The organism is Pseudoxanthomonas composti, assembly GCF_004122095.1.
Taxonomy (GTDB): domain Bacteria; phylum Pseudomonadota; class Gammaproteobacteria; order Xanthomonadales; family Xanthomonadaceae; genus Pseudoxanthomonas_A; species Pseudoxanthomonas_A composti.
The window spans coordinates 48,700-72,120 of sequence record NZ_SAWZ01000009.1; the positions used below are offsets into that span (position 1 = coordinate 48,700).

Consider the following 23,421-nt stretch of genomic DNA (forward strand, 5'->3'; position numbering starts at 1 on the left):
CGTTGGGTGTCAGGATCAGCCTAGCGCGCTGCCCGCCTGCAAGGTGTCGTGGGCAAGCGCCTCAGCTTTCGCCCGGCTCGGTGTCGGCGGCCTTGCGCCTGCTGCGCGTGGCCTTGCGCGCGGGCTTCTTCGCCGGCGCGGCGCCCGCGCTGCCGGTGGCGGTCGTGGCCAGCACGCCGCCCAGCTGCATCTGCTCCAGCCAGGACAACGTGTCCACGTGGGCCAGGAAGTGCTGCAGATAGCCCGGCGAGCAGGCCTGCATCAAGGTGATGGCCCGATGCGCGAGCGCGGTGGAGTTAAGCGGGCCGGCGCCGACCGGCGCCTGCTCCAGTGTCCTGCGCACCTGCCGCTCGCTGCGCACGCTGTTCCAGATGCCGCGGAACGCTTCCAGCGCCGGCATCTCGGCGGGGGCCGGGGGAGCCTCCACGGCCGCGGACGATGCGGCGACGACCGGCGCCTGCAGTCCCTGCGCCTGGCGGCCGAGCTGCTCGACCAGCGCCAGCAGCGGGCGTTGCGCCGGTTGCCGGGGCACACGCTTGCCGGCCTTTGGCGCCTTGGCGCTGGCCTCGGACAGCAGGGCCGCGTATTCCTCCAGCAGCGCCGTCAGCCTGGTCTCCAGCGTCTTGCGCGCGTTGCCGGTCAACCGGCCCGTGCGCGCGGTCAGCGCCGACAGGAAGGCAAAGCGGGTGGGCGCATGGCGATCCGCCCCGGCCTGGCGCCAGGCGTCCAGCTGGGTCTGCGCCTGCGCAAGCACATCGATCTGCTGCGCGGTGCGGGCGCGATCAGCGGCCATCGCCGGCCGCGCGCTGCTTGGGCCGGGGGATCGGCGCGATCTCCACGCGACGGTTTTTGGCGCGGCCTTCCTCGTCGGTGTTGGCCGCCACCGGCTGCTGCGCGCCGAAGGCGGCGGCGAACACCGACTGCGCCGGCACACCTTCGGCCATCAGCGCGCGCGTGACCGTCAGGGCGCGTTCGGAGGATAGCTGCCAGTTGTCGGTGAACTGGCGGTTGCTGCCGCTGACCTGGCGGTCGTCGGTGAAGCCGCTGACCATCAGGATCTCGTTGCGGGCCTTGAGGTATTCCACCAGCGGCCCGGCCAGGGTCTTGAGCACCTCGCGACCTTCCGGCTGCAGCTGCGCGGAGTTCAGCGCGAACAGCAGGTTGCCGCGGATGCCGATGCGGCCATCGACCAGGGTGACGCGCCCGGCGGCCAGGGGGCCGGCCAGGGCCTGCTCCAGGGTCTTGCGCTGCTGCTGCTCGGCCTGGCGCTGCCGCACCGCTTCGTCCAGCTGCTGGGACAGCTGCAGCTGCACGGCGATCACCCCGACCAGGATCAGCACGAAGGCGCCCAGCAGCACCGACATCAGGTCGCCGAACACCGCCCACACCGGCGCGGAGGTGCCGGCCTCGTCGTCCAGCTCGACACTCATGCCGGCTGCGCCCCGGCCTTGTCCTGGCGCGCGCCGACCTGCTGCAGGTCCTCGATGATCTGGCGCTGCGCCAGCATGCTCAGGTCGATGACTTCCTTGGCCTGCGCCACGTAGTAGGCCAGTTGCTCATCGCTGCGCGTCAGCGACTTGTCCAGCACGTTTTCCACGCTCTCCAGGCGGGTCAGCAGGGCCTGGCTGGTTTCGCCGAACTGCTGCACGGCCGCGCCCAGGGCATCGCCCAGGCTGGCCACTTCCACCGCGCCCACGGTGACCTGCTCGGCCACCTCTCCCAGCTTGCCGGTCTGCGCCTGCACGTGGTCGGTGAAGCGGCCGCCGACGCGTTCGAGCAGCTCGGCCGAGGTGGACACCAGCGCATCGATGGCGCCGCGCTGCTCGGTGGAGGCGTGATTGACCGCGCCCAGCAGGGTCTCCAGGGTGCCCAGCAGCTGCGTGCGTTCTTCCAGCAGCGCGGTGTCGCGCACCATGCTGTCGGACAGCTTCTGCCGCAGCTCGGCGATCACCTCGGCCGCCGCGCGTGGCGCCTCGGAGGCGGCCTGCACCAGGCGCGAGATCTCGGCGATGGTCTGGCCGGCGTGGGCCTGGCCCTGCGCGGCGATATCGCGCGCGGTGTGCTCCAGCGCATCGCAGATCTGCTGCTGGCGCGTGGCGGTGTCCTCACCGCTGCGCTCCCATTGCTGCACCAGGCGCTGGCCGGTGCTGTCCAGGGTCTCGGCCCAGGCCGACAGGCGCTGCGCATCCTGCGCGGCCAGCGTGGCCTGCAGCTCGGCATGCGACTGGTCCACCGCGCGGACCAGGCCGGCGGCATGCTGCTGGACCGTGGCGGCGGCCTGCTCCAACGCCTGGGCGTTGCGGGCGGCCAGCGCCTCGTGCGCGGCCGCCTGCTGCGCCAGCGCGCTGTCCCAGGCGGCGGCGACCTTGTCGGTGCTCTGGTCCATGCGTGCCAGGCTCTGCTCCAGCAGCTCGGTGGCGCGCTGCTCGAAGCGATCGCTGAACTGCGCCAGGGTCTGGCCCAGGTCCTGGGCGGTGCGCTGGTTGTGCGCCTGCTGCTCGGTGGTGGCCTGGCGCCAGGCCTCGGCGATGGCCGCGGTGGCGCCGGTGAGCTGGCCGGTGGCCGCCTGCAGCTGCGCGGCATTGGTATCCAGCAGCTGGGTGGTGCGCTGCTCGAAGGCCTGGGTGACCTGAGACAGTGCGCCATCGAAGCGCTCGAGCATGACCTGATGGTCCTGGCGCTGGATCTCGGCCGCGGCCTGCCAGGCCTGGGCGGCCTGCCGGGCCGCGCCCTCCAGCTGGTCCGCGCTGGCCTGCAGGTGCTGCCTGACGCCCTGGCCCAGGGTGTCCTGCAGGGCGCGGGCGTGCTCGGCCAGCCCGGACAGAGTGCTGGCGACCACCGGCTGCAGGGCGGCGTTGACCGCCTGTGCGCTTTCGCCGACGCCGGCCTTGAGCGCGCGTTCCAGCGACCCGCCCAGCTGCGCATAGGCCGCCTCGCTGCGCTGGTGGAACGCGTCCTGGCGTGACAGCAGCGCCTCGTTGTTGGCCAGGTGCTGGCGTTCCAGCGCGGCGGTCATGGCCTGCAGCTGTTCGACCAGGGCCGGCATCACCTCGGTCTGCCGCTTGATCAGGGCGAAGGCTTCCTCGCGCTGGTGCGCCTGCGAATAGCGGCGCAGGCTGCCGGCGGCCTCGGCATCCAGGCGCTGCACGACCTGGGCACGTTCGCGGCGGCACAGCGAGGCCAGCAGGCCGAGCATGGCCGAGCAGGCCACGCCGACGATCGAGGTGCCGAACGCAAAGGCCAGGCCCTTGACCGGCGCGGCCAGCGCGCCGCGCATGGCCGACAGGTCCGCCGCGCTTTCCAGCGCCAGCCCGGTGCCGCGCAGGGTGGCCATCATGCCCAGCAGGGTGCCCAGCATGCCCAGCAGCACCAGCAGGCCAACCAGATAGGGGGTCAGCGCCGGCGCGGGCAAGGCCACGCGCTCGCCTTCCACGCGCAGGCGCACAGCCTGGCGCAGGCTTGGATGCAGGCGCGCCAGCCAGGGCTGCAGGTCGCCTTGCGCCGCAGGCGCATCCGGCAAGGCCAGGTCCAGCGTGGCGGTGGCCTGGCGATAGCGGTACAGCTCGAGGCAACCGGCGATGTAGCTGGCGCCGATCACCAGGACGACGGCCGCACCCAGCGGGTTGCTGCCGAGGTAGCCGATGCCGACCCAGCACACGGCCAGCAGGCCGACGAGGAAGATGGCGGTATGGAGCAGTTTGTTGGACATGGATCGCTTAGGACGTGCGCAGCGCTGCAAGCAGCGCGTCGATGGGGTGGAAACGGACTTCGAGCTCGCCCAGCAGGGTCTGGCGCATGTCCGCATGGAAGGTGAGGAGCCAGGCCTGGCTGGCCGGCTCGGCGCCGGTCTCTGGCGGGCCGTCGGGATCGCGCGTTTCGGCCACCGCCGGGCGCAGGCGCTGGAAATGCTCGCCCAGCAGGTCGGGCACGCGCGCCAGCAGCGCTTGCTCGCGCGGGCTGAGCGTCATCTCCATCACCGCGTCCACTTCGGCCAGCCGGGCCTTGTCCTGCGATTGCTGGGCCAGCATGTCGCGCAGGCGGCCGCGCAGGCGGCCGGTGCTGCTGAGCATCGCGCGCTGCAGGCTCTGGTAGCGCTGGCGGAACGGGGCGTAGTCCGGGGGGCTGGATGCCTCCTGCTCGCGCGGCTTGGGCTGGGCCGGCAGCGGGTCCTGCACGATGCTCTCCACCAGGGCTGCGCGCACACGCGCGCACTCCTGCTCGGCCGCCTCATCGAAAGGCGGTGCGCTGGTGTCGGGCGGCGGCAGGGCGCCGTCCAGCGCCTTGGACAGCACCAGGGCACGGTTCCAGTCGACCCACTGGCCCAGGCGATCGGACAGCGCCGCGGTGGGCTGCGGGATCTGCGCGTCGGTCAGGCGGGCGAGCTGGCGGATGAACGCGGGCCCGGGAACGGGGCCGCGCTGGGAGGCACGGGCCATCAAGGTGGTCAAAAGACCGTCATTTTACACGCGGGGCGAACCGGGGCGGCTGGTGCCCGGAGGGCACCTCCGAAGAACCAGGCATGCGGCACATGCGGGCCACTTTCACATGCCCGTGGGAGCGGCTAGGTGGCCTCAGGCCATCAGCCGCGGAGGGCTTTATCGGGAAAGCTTCTTTGCGGCTAAAGCCTCCCACAAGAAGGCAAAGCCGCTCCGGCAGAGGCTTCCGGGGCGCTCATCCGCGGCGCCTGGAATCCGCGCGTCAGTGTGACCAGCGGTCGGCTTGGCAGGGCTCAGCGGTGCATGGAAGCCTCCGGACGCCCGATGAACCCTGCTCATTCAGATCGCCCGTTCAGCGAAACCACGACGCCACGGCAGAAAGCAGAACGCCTCCCGCGAGGGAGGCGTTCGCCGATCCAGCAGCTTGGCGTCAGGCGTGGATTACAGCGCCTGCATCTCGTTGTTGGCGTTGGGGGACTCCAGCTTGGACTTGGCTTCGGACTCCACCGGGGCCACCGGCACGGCCGGGGCGACCGGCGATTCCGGGCTGATCTCCACGTCCTGGGCCGCGTTGGGGTCCAGGTCGGCCGGCACTTCCAGGTACGGCAGCTGCAGGGCCTGGCTGGTCTGGCGACGGATCTTGTTGGTCATGGCCGGGCTGGCGTTGATGTCCTGGCCATAGGAGGGAATGATCTCCTTCAGGCGCGTTTCCCAGCCGGCGGCCATCTGCTTGGGGAAGGCCTTGGCCAGCACCTTGAGCATGATCGGCGGCGAGGTCGAGGCGCCCGGCGAGGCGCCCAGCAGCGCGGCGATGGTGCCATCGGCGTCGCTGACGATCTCCGTGCCGAACTGCAGGGTGGTCTCGCCGGTCTTGGGGTCGCGCTTGATGACCTGCACGCGCTGGCCGGCGGTGACCAGCTTCCAGTCCTCGCGCTTGGCGGTGGGGAAGTACTTGACCAGCTCGGCCTGTCGGTCGGCATCGGTCAGCTGCGCCTGCTGCACCAGGTACTTGACCAGGTCCAGGTTCTCCGCGCCCACGCCCATCATGCCGGCGACGTTGTTGTGGTTGACCGAGGAGAACAGGTCCCAGGCCGAGCCTTCCTTGAGGAACTTGGTGCTCTGCAGGGCGAACGGCCCGAACAGCACCACCGGCTTGCCGTCCAGCTTGCGCGCGTCCAGGTGCGGCACGGACATCGGCGGCGAGCCGGCCTCGGCCTTGCCGTAGGCCTTGACCACGTGCGCGTTGGCGATGTCCGCGCCCTCGAAGGCCAGGAACTGGCCACCGACCGGGAAGCCAGCGTAGTTCTTCGACTCGGGAATGCCCGACATCTGCAGCAGCTTCAGCGCCGCGCCACCGGCGCCGATGAACACGAAGCGGGTCTTGACCGTGCTGTCCTTGCCGGACTTCAGGTCGTGCACGGTGACGTTCCAGGTCTTGTCCGGGTTCTGGTTCAGGCCGCGCACTTCATGGCTGAGCTGCAGCTGGAAGTGGGGGTTGCGCTGCAGCGAGGCGGTCAGCTGGTTGGTGATGACCCCGAAGTTCACGTCCGTGCCCAGCGGCATGTAGGTGGCGGCCACCTTCTGGTTCGGATCGCGGCCCTTCATCATCAACGGCGCCCACTTGGCGATCTGCGCGTTGTCGGTGGAGAACTGCATGCCGTAGAACATCGGGTTCTTGATCATCGCCGCGTGGCGCTTGCGCAGGTACTCGATGTTTTCATCGCCCCACACGAAGCTCATGTGCGGGGTGGGGTTGATGAACTCCTTGGGCTGGCCCAGGCGGCCGGCGGCCACTTCATGGGCCCAGAACTGGCGCGAGATCTCGAACTGCTCGACGATGCCGACCGCGCGTTTGGTCTCCACCGTGCCGTCGGGCAGCTCCGGGGTGTAGTTCAGTTCGGCATAGCCGGAATGGCCCGTACCGGCGTTGTTCCAGCCGTTGGAGCTTTCCAGCGCCACCCCGTCCATGCGCTCGTACAGGCGCATGTTCCAGTTCGGCTCCAGCTCCTGCAGGTAGGTGGCGAGGGTGACGCTCATGATGCCGCCGCCGATGAACACCGCGTCGACCGGTTCGTCGTTCTCGGGGGCGGGCGAGTCGGCGTTGGACACGGGCCAGAACAGGAACGCGACCGCCGCGATGGCGAACACGACCACAAGGCCGCCCAGTCCTTTCAGGAGTTTCTTTTTCATGGGATCCGGATGCGTTGGAGGCATGGGCTGCACGCATCACGCCCGGGGCGGACACCGCCAGGGTTCAGCACGCAGGTCGAAGAAGAGGGCATCCGGCCGCTGACATGCGCCGCCATCGCCGCGGGGCGGCCATGGCCGGGAGCAGCCGATCGCACGGCCATGTGTTGCCAACGCCCGGCAGCCAACCGGCGGGCCGGCGCACTTGCGGGGTGTGACACCCGGGACAGCACGCCATGCCGGCTCTTCCAGCGCCGTCCAGTGTAGGTGGGCGGACTTCGGGCCTAGCCCGTTGGTATTAGCTGTGATTTTTCATGGAGCCTATGCCGGATATCGCATCCCGCCTGCCTGCACAGCGCCGGGCACCGCGCGCGACTCGGCGTACGGTGGGAAGTCCGCGTGAAAACTGACGCTTCCGTCATGCGGCGCGCGCTTACATAGATGCCCGTCACGCACGCGCTGAGCGCCTCTGCATCGGTTGTGCACAGCCAGGGCCATTACCCTTGGCGCACGCCCATCGTCATGCGGAACGAAGCTCCCGTGTGGCCAGATGCACCGGCTCATCGCGGCGCCAACCGCCGCGCACACCGCACAGCCAGCATTGGAGAGATGCCCGCCATGCAAGACCTCAAGCTCACCCGCCGCAACCTGCTGATCACCGGCGCGGCCTCGGCCGCCACCGTGGCCAGCCCGCAGGCGGTCAAGGCCGCCGCCCAATCCCGCGCCACCGGCGAGCCGGCGGGCAGCACCAGCAGCGTGACCATGGAGGTCAACGGCAAGCCGGTGACCTTGCAGCTGGACAACCGCACGACCCTGCTGGATGCCCTGCGCGAGCACCTCAAGCTCACCGGCACCAAGAAGGGCTGCGACCATGGCCAGTGCGGCGCCTGCACGGCGATCGTCGACGGTCGCCGCATCAATACCTGCCTGTCGCTGGCGGTGATGCACCAGGGCGCCAAGGTCACCACCATCGAGGGCCTGGGCACGCCGGACAAGCTGCACCCCATGCAGGCGGCCTTCGTCAAGCACGACGGCTACCAGTGCGGTTACTGCACCCCCGGGCAGATCTGCTCGGCCGTGGCGGTGCTGGAGGAGATCAAGCAGGGCATCCCCAGTCATGTCACCGCCGACCTGGACAAGGCCGACAGGTTTTCCGCCGACGAGGTGCGCGAGCGCATGAGCGGCAATATCTGTCGCTGCGGCGCCTACTCCAACATCGTCGAGGCCATCACCGAAGTGGCGGGGGAGCGCGCATGAAAGCCTTCACCTACGAGCGCGCCAGCTCGCCCACGGCCGCGGCCGCGATCATCGCCCGCAACCCCAACGCCAAGCTCATCGCCGGTGGCACCAACCTGCTGGACCTGATGAAGCTGCAGATCGAGACGCCCACCCACTTGGTCGACGTCAACGGGCTGGAGCTGGACAGGATCGAGAAAACGGACGAGGGCGGGCTGCGCATCGGGGCGCTGGTGCGCAACACCGACCTGGCCGCCGACAAGGCCGTGCGCAAGGACTACCCGCTGCTCTCGCGCGCGCTGCTGGCGGGCGCCTCGGGCCAGCTGCGCAACAAGGCCACCACCGCCGGCAACCTGCTGCAGCGCACGCGCTGCCCGTACTTCTACGACACCAACCAGGCCTGCAACAAACGCCTGCCGGGCAGCGGCTGCGCAGCCTTGCACGGCTTCAGCAAGCAACTGGCCGTGGTCGGTGCCAGCGAATCGTGCATCGCCACCCACCCCAGCGACATGGCCGTGGCCATGCGCGCACTGGATGCGACGGTGGACACCGTCAAGGCCGATGGCCGTACCCGCAGCATCCCGCTGGAACTGCTGTACAAGGCCCCGGGCACCACGCCGCACGTGGAAACCACCCTGGAGCGCGGCGAGGTCATCACCTCGGTGACCCTGCCCAAGCCCATCGGCGGCACGCAGGTCTACCGCAAGGTCCGCGACCGCGCCTCCTATGCCTTTGCCCTGGTCTCGGTGGCGGCGGTGGTGCAGCGCGACGGCAGCGGGCGCGTGGCCCTGGGCGGGGTGGCGTACAAGCCCTGGCGCGAGGCCAAGGCCGAGGCCCAGCTGGGCAGCGGCGCCAAGGCGGTCATCGGCACCTTGCTGGCCGATGCCAAGCCGACCGAACACAACGCCTTCAAGGTGACCCTGGCCGAGCGCGCGCTGGCCAGCATCCTGGCCGAAGCGAGGAGCTGACATGAAATTCGACACCCCCGCCACGACCAATCCCATCGACCAGCTCAAGGTCGTGGGCAAGCCGCACGACCGCATCGATGGCCCGCTCAAGACTTCGGGCCGGGCGCCCTATGCCTACGAACATCACGAGGTGGCGCCAGGCCAGGTCTATGGCTACGTCATCGGCGCAGGCATCGCCAAGGGCCGCATCCGCTCGATGGATCTGGCCGCGGCCAAGTCCGCGCCCGGCGTGCTGGGCATCGTCACCGCGCAGAACGCCGGCAAGCTGGGCAAGGGCAAGATGAACACTGCCCACCTGCTGGCCGGTCCGCAGATCGAGCACTACCACCAGGCCATCGCCGTGGTGGTGGCCGAGACCTTCGAGCAGGCACGCGCCGCCGCGCAACTGGTCAAGGTGGACTACGCGCGCGAGCAGGGCGCCTATGAGCTGTCCAGCGCGAAGGCGGGCGCCAAGATGCCCGAGGGCAAGGACAACGCCGACCAGTCCGTGGGCGATTTCGCCGGCGCCTTCGCCGCCGCGCCGGTGCAGCTGGATGCCACCTACACCACCCCGGACCACGCCCACGCGATGATGGAGCCGCATGCATCCATCGCGCAGTGGGAAGGCGACAAGCTCACCGTGTGGACCTCCAACCAGATGATTGCCTGGGGCGTGGGCGATGTTGCCGCCACCCTGCAGATCCCGAAGGAGAATGTGCGACTGGTCTCGCCGTACATCGGCGGCGGCTTCGGCGGCAAGCTCTTCGTGCGCACCGACGCCATCATGGCCGCGTTGGCTGCGCGCGAGGTCAAGCGCCCGGTCAAGGTGACGCTGACGCGTCCACTGATGTTCAACAACACCACCCATCGCCCCGCCACCATCCAGCGCGTGCGCATCGGCGCGACCGCCGAGGGCAAGATCACCGCGATCGGCCATGAGAGCTGGTCTGGCGACCTGCCTGGCGGCAGCCCTGAAACGGCGGTGGCGCAGACCCAGCTGCTGTACGCCGGCGCCAACCGCATGACCGCCATGCGCCTGGCCGTGCTCGATCTGCCTGAGGGCAACGCCATGCGTGCGCCCGGCGAGGCGCCGGGGCTGATGGTGCTGGAAATCGCCATGGATGAGCTGGCCGAGAAGCTCAAGATGGATCCGGTCAAGCTGCGCGTGCTCAACGATACGCAGGTCGATCCGGCCAAGCCCGAGCGGCCGTTCTCGCAGCGCCAGCTGATCAAGTGCCTGGAAGAAGGCGCGGCCAGGTTCGGCTGGGACAAGCGCCCGGCCAAGCCGGCCAGCCGTCGCGACGGTCGCTGGCTGGTGGGCATGGGCATGGCCGCGGCCTATCGCGGCAATCTCAACATGAAGTCCGGCGCGCGCGTGCGCCTGGAGACAGATGGCCGCGTCACCGTGGAAACGGACATGACCGACATCGGCACCGGCAGCTACACGATCATCGCGCAGACCGCCGCCGAGATGATGGGGGTGACGCTGGACAAGGTCGAGGTGCGGTTGGGCGATTCGGCCTTTCCGGTCTCGGCCGGCTCGGGCGGCCAGTGGGGCGCCAACAGCGCCACTGCCGGGGTGTACGCGGCCTGCGTGAAGCTGCGCGAGGCGGTGGCGGCCAAGCTGGGGCTGGATCCGGCGACGGCCGCCTTCGCCGATGGCCAGGTGAGCGTGGGCAAGCAGCGCAAGGCCTTGGCCAGCGCGGCCAGCGATGGCGCCATCACCGCCGAGGACACGATGGAGTACGGCGACCTGGCCAAGCGCCAGCAGCAGTCCACCTTCGGTGCGCATTTCGTCGAGGTCGCGGTGGATGCCGCCACCGCCGAGGTCCGCATCCGCCGCATGCTGGCCGTGTGCGCGGCCGGGCGCATCCTCAACCCCAAGTCCGCGCGCAGCCAGGTAATCGGCGCGATGGCCATGGGCGCGGGCGCGGCGCTGATGGAAGAGCTGGTGGTGGACAAGCGCCTGGGCTTCTTCGTCAACCACGACCTGGCGGGCTACGAGGTGCCGGTGCACGCGGATATCCCGCACCAGGAGGTGATCTTCCTGGACGAGGCCGATGCGGCGGTGTCGCCGATGAAGGCCAAGGGCGTGGGCGAGCTGGGCATCTGCGGCGTCGGCGCCGCGGTGGCCAACGCGATCTACAACGCCACCGGCGTGCGCGTGCGCGATTACCCCATCACCCTGGACAAGCTGCTGCCGAAGATGCCCGATCCGTTCGTTTGAAGGGGCGGGCCTCGCAGCGGGATACCGAAGCGTCATCCATCCTGCGAGTACCCGTAGGGTGGACAACGCGAAGCTTGTCCACCAAGGCGTCCGTTGCGGCGAAGGTCGCCATGGCGCGATGCCATGGGGTCCGCAGTGCCGCGGTGCTGGATGGAAAGGCGCCATCCACCGCACGGCGTCGAGCGCGTAGGGTGGACAACGCGAAGCTTGTCCACCAAGGCATCCGCTGTGGCGACGGTCGCCATGCCGCTATATCCATGGGGTCCGCATTGCCGCGATGGTGGATGGGAAAGCGCCATCCACCCTACGGCGTCGAGCGCGTAGGGTGGACAACGTGAAGCTTGTCCGCCAAGGCATCCGTTGTGGCGAAGGTCGCCATGCCGCGATGTCCATGGGGTCCGCATTGCCGCGATGTTGGATGGAGAAGCGCCATCCACCCTACGTTTGTTGTTATGGCGCCCAGGGGTCGCGGGCGGCCTTGGCCTTGGCTTGCGCGTCCAGGTCCAGCATCTGCATGGTGTCCGAGGCATAGCGCGGCCAGCGCGTCAGCCCCTGGCCATTGGGGTCGCCGTGCTTGACGAAGTTCACCAGGTAGGCGCTGGCCAGCTTTCCGGCCTGCACGTCCTGCGGCGTGGCCGCATCGGCGTACTTCTCGCGCACCGTATCGAAGAAGAACGGGATCTCCGAGGCGTGCCCGGCGCCCTTGGTCTCGGGCGTGCGCGTCGAGGCGGCGACATAGGAGAAGCGGTAATACCAGGTCGGCACCCCCGCATCGGCGAAGATGCTGGCGGCCATGCGCGCGCCGGCCACCATGAAGCCATCGCGGCCGCCGATGTCATCGCTGGTGGCGCCGACCATCACCGGCACTTGCTGGAATTTGCCGCTGGCATAGGCCGCGCCGCCCACCGCGACCTTGCCGTCGATCACCGGCCCGCTGTAGGTCTTCGGCCCCGGCGTGGGCGCGAACATCGAGCTGAGGTTGAGACCATCCACCACCTGCTCCGCCGGCAAGGCACGAAGCTGCGCGATGGCCTGCGGTGAGGCGCTGTCGATGCCCTTGCCTTGCGCGAAGGCCACACCGACCTGTTCGGCGGCCGCGACATGCTCGGTAGGGGCATTGCCATCGCCGCCGGACTGGATCACCGCGCGCTGGAACAGGCCCTGGCTCATCGGCGAGGTCAGCAGGTTGTGCACCGACATGCCCCCGGCGCTCTCGCCGATGATGGTCACCTGCCTGGCATCGCCGCCGAAGGCGCCGACATTGCGCTGCACCCAGCGCAGCGCCGCGATCTGGTCCATCAAGCCGTAGTTGGCCAGCAGCCCGTCGTCCTCGTTGCGCGCGCTCAGCTGCGGGTGGGCGAAGAAGCCGAAGCGCCCGAGGCGGTAGTTGAAGCTCACCACCACGATGCCGGCCTTGGCCAACGCGGCGCCGGCATAGGTCGGCGGCGAGGCACCACCGTTGACGAAGCCGCCGCCATAGATCCACACCATCACCGGCAACGGCTTGGCCGAGGCCTTGGCCGGCGTCCACACATTGGCGTAGAGGCAGTCCTCGGCCGGGGTGGTGCCCAGCGGCGCGGCATCGCTGGGGAAGGGCTTCTGCATGCAGTCGTTGGCGTAGGCGGTGGCCTGGCGCACGCCGGTCCAGGCGGCAGCCGGCTGCGGCGCGCGCCAGCGCAGTTCACCGACTGGCGGGGCGGCGAAGGGAATGCCCTTGAAGGCGTTGACGCCCTGCGCGCTGCTGCCCTGCAGCTGACCGGTCTCGACCTTGGCCATAGGAGCCGAGGCCGCCCATCCCGCCAGGGGGCACAGCGCGAAGGTGGCCGCGATCAAGGAGCGAAGCGGGGAGAATGACATGTCGGGCATCTCACGGAGGGGCGCAAGCCGGGGTCGCATGGTGGCGGCCGGCCGCGCCCAGGCGCAACCTCGGCCACTCATGCTTTGGTCGTGCATCCAGGCGCCGATGCCGCGAACCGTGATGGCGGCTGGAGCTAGCCTCGCGAGCCTCGAGCCGCTTGCGCCACAAACCACAAACCACAAACCACAAACCACAAACCACAAACCACCAATCCCCAATCCCCAATCCCCAATCCCCAATCCCCAATCCCCAATCCCTGCAGAGCTTGAGCCTCCTGCGGGAGCGGCTTCGGCCGCGAAGGGCTCTACCGGGAAAGCTTATTCGCTGCTGACGCCGCTCCCACAGGTCTGTGCACTTTCCTCCCCACTGCCGCGATGGCGCGTTATCCGTGATGCCGCTCAGTCCGCCGGTCCACACGCCTCGAAAGCATCCGATGCCTGCCTCCACGACCCGGGGCCGCGTCCAAGCACCGCACAGTCCGCGTGTCCGCTACCACCAATGTTGCATTGCTAGATGCGGCAGGTGCGGGGATATGATTCCATCATAATTATGGCGTAATGAATGGGTGGCCCGTGACCGAGTGGACCCGATTGAACGAGGAGCGGCAGCGGCGCCTGCAGGCGGCCGGCAGCCTGGCCAGGGGCCGGCTGGTGGCGTCCAAGGACGTGGTGGCGCTGCTGGAGCGTGTCATCGCGCCCGGAGATCGGGTCTGCCTGGAAGGCAACAACCAGAAGCAGGCCGATTTCCTGGCCCAGTGCCTGACCCAGGTCGATCCGGCCAAGGTCCACGACCTGCACATGGTGCAATCGGTGCTGTCGCTGCCCTCGCATCTTGATGTGTTCGAGAACGGCATCGCCAAGCGCCTGGACTTCTCCTTTTCCGGCCCGCAGGGCGCGCGGCTGGCGCAGTTGGTGGCCGACAAGCGCATCGAGATCGGCGCCATCCACACCTACCTGGAGCTGTTCGGCCGCTACTTCATCGATCTGACGCCGCGCGTGGCGCTGGTGGCAGCGCACGCGGCCGACCGCCAGGGCAACCTCTACACCGGACCGAACACCGAGGACACCCCGGCCATCGTGGAGGCCACCGCGTTCAAGGGCGGCATCGTCATCGCTCAGGTCAACGAAATCGTGGACCGCCTGCCGCGCGTCGACATCCCTGCCGACTGGGTCAACTTCGTCACCCACGCGCCCAAGCCCAATTACATCGAGCCGCTGTTCACCCGCGACCCGGCGCAGATCTCCGAGGTGCAGGTGCTGATGGCGATGATGGCCATCAAGGGCATCTACGCCGAATACGGGGTGGAGCGCCTCAACCATGGCATCGGCTTCGACACCGCGGCGATCGAGCTGTTGCTGCCGACCTACGCCGAGTCCCTGGGACTGAAGGGCAAGATCTGCCGGCACTGGGCCTTGAACCCGCATCCGGCGCTGATCCCGGCGATCGAATCGGGCTTCGTCGAGTCCGTGCATTCCTTCGGCTCGGAGCTGGGCATGGAGGACTACATCGCCGCGCGCGCCGATGTGTTCTTCACCGGTGCCGACGGTTCGATGCGCTCCAACCGCGCCTTCTCGCAGACCGCCGGCCTGTATGCCTGCGACATGTTTATCGGCTCCACCCTGCAGATCGACCTGGCCGGCAACAGCTCCACGGCCACCCGCGACCGCATCGCCGGCTTCGGCGGGGCGCCCAACATGGGCTCGGACGCGCGCGGCCGACGCCACGCCAGTCCGGCCTGGCTCAAGGCCGGCCGTGAGGCGGCGCGCCCGGGCCAGATGCCGCGCGGACGCAAGCTGGTGGTGCAGATGGTGGAGACCTTCCGCGAACACATGGCGCCGGCCTTCGTGGACCGGCTCGATGCCTGGGACTTGGCCGAGCGCGCCGACATGCCGCTGCCGCCGGTGATGATCTACGGCGATGACGTCAGCCACGTGCTGACCGAGGAAGGCATCGCCAACCTGCTGCTGTGCCACAGCGCCGAGGAGCGCGAGCAGGCCATCCGTGGCGTGGCCGGCTACACGGCCGTCGGGCTTGGCCGGGACAAGGCCATGGTGGAGAACCTGCGCGACCGCGGCGTGATCAAGCGCCCGGAAGACCTGGGCATCAAGCGCCGCGAGGCCACGCGCGACCTGCTGGCCGCGCGCACGGTCAAGGACCTGGTGCGCTGGTCGGGCGGTCTGTACGACCCGCCCAAGCGCTTCCGCAATTGGTAAGGGGATAACGATGGAAACCCTCAAGTATCGCTTCGACGGCCGCACCGCCCCCAAGGGGACGCTCGACCATGTGCTGGTCGGCGTGGTCGCCTCTGGCAACCTGGAAGTGCTGATCGAGCCGGCCGCGCTGGACGGGGCGATGGAGATCGAAATCGTCACCGCCGCGCGCGGCTTCGGCGCGATCTGGCAGGCGGTGCTGGACGACTTCGCCGCCCGCCACCCGCTGCGGGACGTGCGCATCAGCATCAACGATGTCGGCGCCACGCCTGCGGTGGTCAGCCTGCGGCTGGACCAGGCGGTGGAAACGCTGCTGGAAGGCGGTGCGGCATGAGCCAGACGATGCAGGCGCACAGCTTCTACGAGGCCGATGCGCGCGAACGCGTGGCCGGCGTGCTGGATGCCGGTTCCTTCAACGAATTCCTGGGCCCGCGTCGGCGCATGACCAGCCCGCACCTGGCGCAGCTGGACCAGCCCGGCGCGTTCGATGACGGCATCGTGGTCGGCGAAGGCCTGCTGCAGGGCCGCTCGGTACTGATCGCCGCCCAGCAAGGGCAGTTCATGGGCGGCGGTGTCGGCGAGGTGCATGGCGCCAAGCTGGTCGGCCTGCTGGAACGCGCCCAGCGCACCCGACCCGCGGCGGTACTGCTGTTGCTGGACACCGGTGGCGTGCGCCTGCACGAAGCCAACGCTGGCCTGATCGCGATCTCCGAGATCATGCGCGCCACCCTGGCCACGCGCGCGGCGGGCGTGCCGGTGCTGGCGCTGATCGGCAGCGGCAATGGCGCCTTCGGTGGCATGGGCATCGTGGCGCGCTGCTGCAGCGCAGTGCTGATGTCAGAGGAAGGGCGGCTGTCGCTGTCCGGTCCGGAGGTGATCGAGACCGTGCGCGGAGTGGAAGAGTTCGACGCGCGCGACCGCGCCCTGGTGTGGCGCGTGACCGGTGGCAAGCATCGCTACCTGCTGGGCGAAGCGGCGCAGCTGGTGCCCGATCGCATGGAGGCCTTCGTCGCCGCTACGACCCAGGTCCTGGACCAGTTGCGCGCGCCGACATCGGAAGACCAGCAGCTGCAGGCATTGGAAGGCGAGCACGCGCGCCTGGCCGCGCGCATCGCCGCCTTCGGCGATTGCCGCGACGGCCTGCAGGTCTGGGAGCGGCTGGGCATCGATGAGGCGCAACGCCTGCCGCTGCTGGAGACCGACGCCTTCCTGGCCGCGACGCAAACGCGGAGGATCACATGGTTCTGAACGCACTCCTGGATCAGCTGTTCCCGCAAGGCCATCGCATCGACGTGCGCGATGACGTGCTCAGCGGCACGGCCAGCACCTCCGCCGGCGAGGTGACCGTCATCGGCACGGCCAACAAGCTGGAGGTCGGCGTGGATCATGCGCTGGCGCTGGCGGCCACGGTCATCGCCAGCACCAAGGCCGATCCGCAGCGGCCGATCGTGATGCTGGTGGATACCGCCGGCCAGCGCCTGTCGCGTCGCGATGAGCTGCTGGGCATCAACGGGTACTTCGCGCACCTGGCCAAGGCGCTGGACCTGGCCCGGCGCCGCGGCGCCAGGCTGGTGTCGCTGGTCTATGGCGAATCGGTCAGTGGTGGTTTCCTGTCCTTCGGCCTGATGGCCGACAGCATCCACGCCCTGCCCGAGGCGCAGGTGCGGGTGATGGACCTGCGCGCGATGGCGCGGGTGACCAAGCAGCCGCTGGAGAAGCTGCAGGCGCTCAGCAAGAGCTCGCCGGTGTTCGCGCCAGGCGTGCAGAACTATGTGGCCATGGGCGCGGTGGAATCGGTCTGGGAAGGCGATCTGGCCGGTGCCCTGGTGGAGGCGCTGCAGGCGCCGGTCGCAGGCGATCAACGCCGCGCGCGCGGCGCCGAACGCGGCGGCCGCACCCGGGCGCGCGATGTCGCCGCGGCCGTGGAAGCGGGCGAGGCCTGAACGCATGGACGCCCGCCACACGCTGGTCTGGTTGCAGCCGCAGGCGGCGTGGCAGGCGCTGACGCCGGGTGCCCACGCGCGCCTGGCGGCGTGGTTCGCCGCCGGCCATCCAGCAGTGGTGGCGCGCCGGCAGGAGCACGACGCGCAGGACGTATTGCGGCTGGGCGTGCCGCTGCCGCCGGGCGAGGGCAAGCAGCGCCTGGCGCTGGTGGCAAGCCAGGCGGCGATCCGGCGCGCCAGCGCGCCACCGACGCTGGATCAGGTCCGTGCCGCCGCGCCCGCGGACTGGGCCGTCGCGCTCGATGACCTGCGCGAGGTTTCATGCACGCTCGGGCAGAGGCCGGGTGTGTTCGGTGGCTTTGCCTGGCAGGCGATCACGGGGCTGCCCTACGTCCATGCGGCCTCCGACCTGGACCTGCTGTGGCAGGTGACGGCGCCCTCGCAGGCGCAGGCCATCGTCCAGCAGCTCCGGCGGTGGGAAGCGCGTCATGGACGCCGCGCCGACGGCGAGTGCGTGCTGCCCGACGGCCGCGCCTTTAGCTGGCGCGAGTACGCCGGCGCTGCGGACAAGGTGCTGGTCAAGGCGCATGGCCAATGCACGCTGGTGGCGCGCCAGGCCTTGTGGGTTGGATCGAGGCAGGCCGCATGAAGCCTCAGCCCGCCATCGCCCATGCACCCATCGCCGCGCCAACCGCGCGCGCAAGCCGGGCCGACGCCGCCGCGCGCCTGGGCCGCCTGGCCGTGGCCAGCCTGCATGCCGAGCTGGTGTGCGCGCCCAAGCCCGGGCTGGTGACCCCTTTCGATGCGGGCAGCCATGACGACATGGATGCCAGCACGTTTCATCGCAGCCTGTTCGCGCTGCGCGGCTATTTCCATGCGATCGCGCGGGCGGGCCTGGCCGACGCCGGTTTCGACACCCTGCGCAGCCTCGGGCTGTCCGCGGAGTCGGCGATGCAGCGTGCGACCGGTGGCATCAATACCCACCGCGGGGCAATCTTCAGCCTCGGCCTGCTGGTGGCCAGCGCCGCGCGGTGCCGGCGGCAGGGACAGACCATGCCGAGTGCCGAGGCCGTCTGCCAGGGTGTGACGCATTGGGCCGAGGCCCTGCGCGCCGCGCCGGTGGATGCGCACAGCCACGGCCAGCGCGCCATGCGCGCCCATCGCATCGCCGGCGTGCGCGAGCAGGCCGCGGCCGGTTATCCGCTGCTGCGCCTGGTCGCGCTGCCCGCGCTTGCGCAGGGGCGGGCCTGGGGCCTGGAGCGCGAGGCGGCGCTGGTGCACACGCTGATGACCTTGATCGCGGTGGTGGACGATCTCAACCTGCTCCATCGCGGCGGCGCGTCGGGTCTGGTCCTGGCCAAGCGCAGCGCCCAGGCCTTCCTGCAGCGCGGCAGCGTCAGGCAAGCGGACTGGCGCACGCAGCTGCAGGCCATCGGCAGCCAGTTCGTGGCGCGTCGCCTCAGTCCGGGCGGCAGTGCCGACCTGCTGGCCTGCGCCTGGTTTCTTTCGCAGCAGGAGGCGCTGTGACGCTGGCCCTGCTGTGCCCAGGCCAGGGAGGGCAGCACCCCGGCATGTTCGCGCGCCTGGAACAGGTGCCGGCCGCCAGCGCCCTGATGCGCCACGGTAGCGCGCTGCTGGACGAGGACGTCCTGGCCCTGGCCGGCGATGCGCGGCGCTTCGACAACGCCATCGCCCAGCCACTGGTGTGCCTGGCGACGGTTGCGCATTGGCTGGCGCTCAAGGATGCGATTCCCGCACCGGCCCTGGTACTGGGTTACAGCGTCGGTGAGCTGGCGGCTCACGCCATCGCCGGCAGCTTCTCCGCCGAGGATTGCCTTCGGCTCGCTGCCGAGCGGGCGGCCTTGATGGATGCCAGCAGCCCGGCCGACGCGGGCCTGATGGCGGTCGTGGGACTGCCTGCGCAGGCCGTGGTCGCGCTGGCCGCGCAGCATGCGGTGGTCCCTGCGATCTTCAATGCCGAGGACCATGTGGTGCTCGGTGGCGCGCGCCAGGCGCTCGGGGCCCTACGCGAAGCACTGGAAGCACAGGGCGCCCGCGTGGTGACGCTGCCGGTCGCCGTGCCCTCGCATACCCACTGGCTGAAGCCTGCAGCGCAATCTTTCGCCCAGCTGCTGCAGGCGCTGCCGCCGCAGCGCCCGGCCTTGCGCGTGCTTGCGGGAATCGATGCGCAACCGGTGCCCAGCGGTGCGGAAGTGGCGCGCACGCTTGCCGCACAGCTCGCCCAGCCGCTGCAATGGCAGCAGGTGATGCAGCAGGCGGTCGAGCGCGGGGCGCGGGTCTTTCTCGAACTCGGCCCAGGTGCGGCGCTGTCGAAGATGGCGCGGGAGATCGACCCCTCGTGTCAGGCGCGCTCGGTGGAGGACTTCAGGACTTTGGATGGCGTGGCCGAGTGGGTATCGACGGCGCTGGCGCGTGCGGGGTGAGGGCGCCGCAGGCGGGCAAAAACCACGGCATACAGGGAGCACACGCGCAAGGAGCGCGCATGGCGGCACGCAGTTTTGACTAGCAAGGTTTGACTACCCTGGGTGGCGGGTCGCCACTCGCAAGCTGTACGGAAGCACGCGTCTTTGGGAGGGTGCATGAGTCCGCAAATCGCAACGATCATCGGTCTGGTGGTCATGTTCATTGTCGCCACGGCCTTGCCGATCAACATGGGGGCCGTGGCCTTCGCCCTGGCCTTCATCATCGGTGGTCTGTGGGTGGGGCTGGATGCCAAGGCGGTGCTGGGCGGCTTCCCCGGCGACCTGTTCCTGACCCTGGTGGGCATCACCTACCTGTTCGCCATTGCGCAGAAGAACGGCACCATCGATCTGCTCATCAGCTGGGCGGTCAAGGCCGTGCGCGGCAAGATCGCCGCGATCCCGTGGGTGATGTTCATCGTCTCGGCGCTGTTGACGGCCTTCGGTGCGCTCGGCCCGGCGGCGGTGGCCATCATCGGCCCGGTGGCGCTGCGCTTTGCCAAGCAGTACCGGATCAATCCGCTGATGATGGGCCTGCTGGTGATCCATGGCGCGCAGGCCGGCGGCTTTTCGCCCATCAGCATCTATGGCGGCATCACCAACAAGGTCGTGGAGAAGGCCGGGCTGGAGGTGTCGGAGATGTCGGTGTTCCTGACCAGCCTGTTCTTCAACCTGGCCATGGGCCTGATCTGCTTCTGCGCCTTCGGCGGGCTTGCCCTGCTGCGTCGCAGCCACGCCTCGCTGGCCGAGGCGGAGTTCGTGGCGGTGGACCAGTCCTCGCACCGCAAGTTCGCCATTGAGGGCCATGGCGCGATGGTCGCCGCAGGCGGCGGCACCTTGTCGACCAACCCGGTCGCGCTGGAAGCGGTGGCCCTGACCCGCGACCGCATCTTCACCCTGGTGGGCCTGCTGGGCCTGGGCGTGGCGGCGCTGATCTACAACCTCAACGTCGGCCTGGTGTCGATGACCGTGGCCGTGGTGCTGGCCCTGCTTTCGCCCAGCGCGCAAAAGGGCGCGGTGGAGAGCATCAGCTGGTCCACCGTGTTGCTGATCAGCGGTGTGGTGACTTATATCGAGGTGCTGCAGAAGTCAGGTGCGGTGGACTACATCGGCGTGGGCGTGTCGGAGATCGGCTGGCCGCTGCTGGGCGCCCTGCTGGTCTGCTACGTCGGCGGCATCGTCTCGGCCTTCGCCTCCTCGGCGGCGGTGCTGGGGGCGACCATTCCGCTGGCCGTGCCGTTCCTGATGCAAGGCCAGCTGGGCGCGGCCGGCGTGATCTGCGCGCTGGCGGTGTCTTCCACCATCGTCGATGTCAGCCCGTTCTCCACCAACGGCGCGCTGGTGGTGGCGTCGGCGGCCGAGGACGAGCGCGAGAAGCTGTTCCGCCGCTTCCTGGTCTACAGCGGGCTGGTGGTGGCATTGGGCCCGCTGGCGGCGTGGCTGGTGTATGTGGTGCCTGGGTGGCTCTGAGGCGAGGAGTGAGTGGGGCAAAGCGAGGAGTGAGGAGTGAGTAAAGGCAGATGAGGGGTGTTTTGGGAGCGGCTTGAGGTGGCCTCGGGCCATCTGCGGCGAAGGGCTTTAATGAGAAAGCCCTTCGCGGCTGAAGCCGCTCCCACAGGATGCTGCGCGGGAACTTGATTTCCTCTTGTGGCCTGCTGGTTCAACGCGCTTCCGATGCGGGGCCCGGCACTGTGCAACAGAGCCGATGGCAACGCGCGCCCGGTGTGCCTGGACCGCGCGGATGGACTGAGCGCGCCGTTCGGTCCGCTCCGCTCGATGGCCCATCCCTGCGCGCGTCGCGACGTCGGTTCTGCTGCATGCAGGCGTTAGAATTCATCCATCATTCCCGCCTTCGAGGCCCCCTTCCGCCATGACCCTTGCGCCCGAGCCATCACCGCGCCGCAAGCGTGGCGCGCTGTACGAGGAGGTGGCCGACACGCTGCGGCAGAAGATCTACGACTACGTGTTGCCGCCGGGCGACTGGATCGACGAGCCGGCCCTGGCCGAGGAGCTCGGCATTTCCCGCACCCCCCTGCGCGAGAGCCTCAAGCTGCTGGCAGCCGAAGGCCTGGTGCAGATGGAGCCGGGGCGCGGGGCGCGGGTGACGCGCCTGACGCTGGAAGACCTCTACGAGCTGTTCCCGGTGATGGCCATGCTGGAGGGTCGCTGCGCCTTCGAAGCCGTGCGCAAGATCGATGCGCCCGGCCTGGAGCGGCTGGAAGCGCTGCACGCAGCGATGGAAGTGGCCGCCGAGGCCGGCGACATGGCTGAGTTCTATCGGAACAACTATCTGATCCACCAGACCGTACAGGACTATGCGGGCAACCCCTGGCTGATCCGCGTCACTCACGACCTGCACCGCATCCTCAAGATGCACCGCGGCCGCCAGCTGCTGACCCCAGGCCGCATGGAAAAGTCGCTCACCGAACACCGCGAGCTGATGGCCTGCTTCCGCAACCGCGACAGCGCCGAGGCCGAGCGCACCATGAACCGCCATCTGCTCAGCCAAGGCGAGGCACTGGCGCAGTACGTCGCCGCCGGCGGCAAGCTCAATGTGCCGGCGCCGCTGCCTGGGGCTAGGGGTGAGGGGTGAGGGGTGAGGGGTGAGGGGTGAAGAGTGAGTGGGTGAAGCGAGGAGTGACGAGTGAGCGGTAAGGAGTGAGGAGTGAGCGGAAGCAGCATCACCGCACTGCTCACTCCGGTTGTGGGAACGGCTTCAGCCGCGATGGGGCTTTCCCGGCAAAGCCTTTCGCGGCTGAAGCCGCTCCCTCATCAAATCATGCATTCGCCAGCGCGGCTCGGGTGTGGCGATGACAGGTGGTCCAGGTCTCATGCTGACAAGAGAGAAAGCTCTCCTGCCACGCGCTGATCCTGCGTCGGCCCTCACGTCTGCATGACGTTTGCTTGCTGGGGTTTTGACGCGCCGCGGTGCAGGCTCGGAAGTGTCCGCTGCCCACCGCAGCGCCCTCTCAGAGAGCCCTCCATATGCCAGTGCCGTCCTATCCGCGTCCGCCATTCAAGCCCCAGCAGCAGTCCTTCCCCGGCAAGACCCGCGAGATCGAGCCGCGTCCGGATCACGGTGAGCGCAGCTATGTCGGGCACGGCCTGCTCAAGGGCAAGAAGACCCTGGTGACCGGCGGCGACAGCGGCATCGGTGCGGCTGTGGCCATCGCCTATGCCCGCGAGGGCGCGGACGTGGCCATCGCCTACCTGCCCGAGGAAGAGGACGACGCCCAGGGGATCGCCAAGTACGTGCGCGATGCCGGCGCGCAATGCCTGCTGCTGCCTGGCGACATCTGCGACCGCCAGCATGCGCAGGCGCTGGTCGAGAAAACCGCCAAGACCTTCGGGCGCATCGACGTGCTGGTCAACAACGCTGCCTACCAGAAGTATTTCCAGGATTTCGACGAGATCACCCTGGACGAATGGGAGCGGACCTTCACCACCAACGTGCACGCGCCCTTCAACCTGATCCGACTGGCATTGCCGCACATGCCGAAGGGAAGCTCGGTGATCAACACCGCCTCGATCAATTCCAAGCGGCCCACCCCGAACATCCTGCCCTACGCCTCCACCAAGGGCGCGGTGGCCAACATGACGATCGGCCTGGCCGGCCTGCTGGCCGACCGCCAGGTTCGCGTCAACGCGGTGCTGCCCGGCCCGGTGTGGACCCCCTTTATCCCCGCGGGCATGGACCCCGAATCGGTAGAGCACTTCGGAGAGCAGGTCCCGTTTGGCCGCCCCGGCCAGCCGGTGGAACTGGCCTCGACCTACGTGCTGCTAGCCTCGGATACGTCCAGCTACACCTCGGGCGCGCTGGTGACGATCGCGGGGGGCGGGGCGGTGCTTTGAGGCAGAAACGAGTGTGGAGGAACGAGGAACGAGTGTGACCTGCGT

General features: G+C 69.2%; 19 protein-coding genes. 13 read left to right on the forward strand and 6 right to left on the reverse strand.

Going from position 1 to position 23,421, the window contains the following annotated elements:
- Positions 1-61: 61 nt before the first annotated feature.
- The 5 genes from EPA99_RS15225 to mqo form a co-directional block, all read right to left on the reverse strand.
- Complete coding sequence (locus EPA99_RS15225) at positions 62-793, reverse strand: DUF2894 domain-containing protein (RefSeq protein WP_129472098.1); 732 nt, start codon at positions 791-793, stop codon at positions 62-64.
- Positions 783-1,430, reverse strand: a complete 648-nt coding sequence (locus EPA99_RS15230; protein ID WP_129472099.1) for an OmpA family protein — start codon at positions 1,428-1,430, stop codon at positions 783-785. Before EPA99_RS15230 ends, EPA99_RS15225 begins: the two co-directional genes overlap by 11 nt.
- Positions 1,427-3,709 carry a DUF802 domain-containing protein gene (locus tag EPA99_RS15235; RefSeq protein ID WP_129472100.1) on the reverse strand — a complete coding sequence of 761 codons (2,283 nt, stop codon included), beginning with the start codon at positions 3,707-3,709 and terminating at the stop codon, positions 1,427-1,429. The genes EPA99_RS15230 and EPA99_RS15235 overlap by 4 nt, the downstream gene beginning before the upstream one ends.
- Positions 3,710-3,716: 7 nt before the next feature.
- Positions 3,717-4,436 (reverse strand): DUF3348 domain-containing protein, encoded by a 720-nt coding sequence (locus EPA99_RS15240; RefSeq protein WP_129472101.1) that lies wholly within the window; start codon positions 4,434-4,436, stop codon positions 3,717-3,719.
- A 441-nt stretch (positions 4,437-4,877) separates the two neighbouring features.
- A complete protein-coding gene (gene mqo / locus EPA99_RS15245) occupies positions 4,878-6,626 on the reverse strand; it encodes a malate dehydrogenase (quinone) (protein WP_129472102.1) in 1,749 nt (582 codons plus the stop codon).
- A 615-nt stretch (positions 6,627-7,241) separates the two neighbouring features.
- On the opposite strand from mqo, the gene paoA reads away from it, so the two are divergent.
- Genes paoA through paoC form a run of 3 tightly spaced genes read left to right on the forward strand, consistent with a single transcriptional unit; the run spans position 7,242 to position 11,033 of the window.
- Positions 7,242-7,880: an aldehyde dehydrogenase iron-sulfur subunit PaoA gene (gene paoA, locus EPA99_RS15250; RefSeq protein ID WP_164978674.1), complete on the forward strand. Its 639-nt coding sequence runs from the start codon at positions 7,242-7,244 to the stop codon at positions 7,878-7,880.
- Positions 7,877-8,827, forward strand: coding sequence for an FAD binding domain-containing protein (locus tag EPA99_RS15255; RefSeq protein WP_129472103.1), 951 nt, complete (start codon positions 7,877-7,879; stop codon positions 8,825-8,827). Before paoA ends, EPA99_RS15255 begins: the two co-directional genes overlap by 4 nt.
- 1 nt (position 8,828) lies before the next feature.
- A complete protein-coding gene (paoC, locus tag EPA99_RS15260; RefSeq protein WP_129472104.1) occupies positions 8,829-11,033 on the forward strand; it encodes an aldehyde oxidoreductase molybdenum-binding subunit PaoC in 2,205 nt (734 codons plus the stop codon).
- A 450-nt stretch (positions 11,034-11,483) separates the two neighbouring features.
- Here paoC and EPA99_RS15265 read toward each other — a convergent pair whose 3' ends face one another.
- Positions 11,484-12,890 carry a carboxylesterase/lipase family protein gene (locus tag EPA99_RS15265; RefSeq protein ID WP_129472105.1) on the reverse strand — a complete coding sequence of 469 codons (1,407 nt, stop codon included), beginning with the start codon at positions 12,888-12,890 and terminating at the stop codon, positions 11,484-11,486.
- A 573-nt stretch (positions 12,891-13,463) separates the two neighbouring features.
- Here EPA99_RS15265 and mdcA point away from each other — a divergent pair.
- The 10 genes from mdcA to EPA99_RS15320 all read left to right on the forward strand — a co-directional run bounded on the left by mdcA (position 13,464) and on the right by EPA99_RS15320 (position 23,376).
- Positions 13,464-15,104 (forward strand): malonate decarboxylase subunit alpha, encoded by a 1,641-nt coding sequence (gene mdcA, locus EPA99_RS15275; protein ID WP_241688416.1) that lies wholly within the window; start codon positions 13,464-13,466, stop codon positions 15,102-15,104.
- 10 nt (positions 15,105-15,114) lie between these two features.
- A complete protein-coding gene (mdcC, locus tag EPA99_RS15280; protein WP_129472108.1) occupies positions 15,115-15,435 on the forward strand; it encodes a malonate decarboxylase acyl carrier protein in 321 nt (106 codons plus the stop codon).
- 8 nt (positions 15,436-15,443) lie between these two features.
- Complete coding sequence (locus tag EPA99_RS15285; protein ID WP_129472194.1) at positions 15,444-16,349, forward strand: biotin-independent malonate decarboxylase subunit beta; 906 nt, start codon at positions 15,444-15,446, stop codon at positions 16,347-16,349.
- Positions 16,340-17,044 carry a biotin-independent malonate decarboxylase subunit gamma gene (mdcE, locus tag EPA99_RS15290; RefSeq protein ID WP_129472109.1) on the forward strand — a complete coding sequence of 235 codons (705 nt, stop codon included), beginning with the start codon at positions 16,340-16,342 and terminating at the stop codon, positions 17,042-17,044. Before EPA99_RS15285 ends, mdcE begins: the two co-directional genes overlap by 10 nt.
- Positions 17,045-17,048: 4 nt before the next feature.
- The gene (gene mdcG, locus EPA99_RS15295; protein ID WP_129472110.1) at positions 17,049-17,693 is read left to right on the forward strand and encodes a malonate decarboxylase holo-[acyl-carrier-protein] synthase; all 645 of its coding nucleotides are present in this window, start codon (positions 17,049-17,051) and stop codon (positions 17,691-17,693) included.
- Positions 17,690-18,571: a triphosphoribosyl-dephospho-CoA synthase MdcB gene (gene mdcB / locus EPA99_RS15300; protein ID WP_129472111.1), complete on the forward strand. Its 882-nt coding sequence runs from the start codon at positions 17,690-17,692 to the stop codon at positions 18,569-18,571. The genes mdcG and mdcB overlap by 4 nt, the downstream gene beginning before the upstream one ends.
- Positions 18,568-19,488 (forward strand): malonate decarboxylase subunit epsilon, encoded by a 921-nt coding sequence (gene mdcH / locus EPA99_RS15305; RefSeq protein ID WP_129472112.1) that lies wholly within the window; start codon positions 18,568-18,570, stop codon positions 19,486-19,488. The genes mdcB and mdcH overlap by 4 nt, the downstream gene beginning before the upstream one ends.
- A 156-nt stretch (positions 19,489-19,644) precedes the next feature.
- Complete coding sequence (locus tag EPA99_RS15310) at positions 19,645-20,994, forward strand: SLC13 family permease (protein WP_129472113.1); 1,350 nt, start codon at positions 19,645-19,647, stop codon at positions 20,992-20,994.
- A gap of 400 nt (positions 20,995-21,394) precedes the next feature.
- On the forward strand, positions 21,395-22,117 hold the full coding sequence (locus tag EPA99_RS15315; RefSeq protein WP_129472114.1) for a GntR family transcriptional regulator: 723 nt from the start codon (positions 21,395-21,397) through the stop codon (positions 22,115-22,117).
- A gap of 392 nt (positions 22,118-22,509) precedes the next feature.
- Positions 22,510-23,376, forward strand: a complete 867-nt coding sequence (locus EPA99_RS15320) for an SDR family oxidoreductase (protein ID WP_129472115.1) — start codon at positions 22,510-22,512, stop codon at positions 23,374-23,376.
- Positions 23,377-23,421 lie beyond the last annotated feature (45 nt).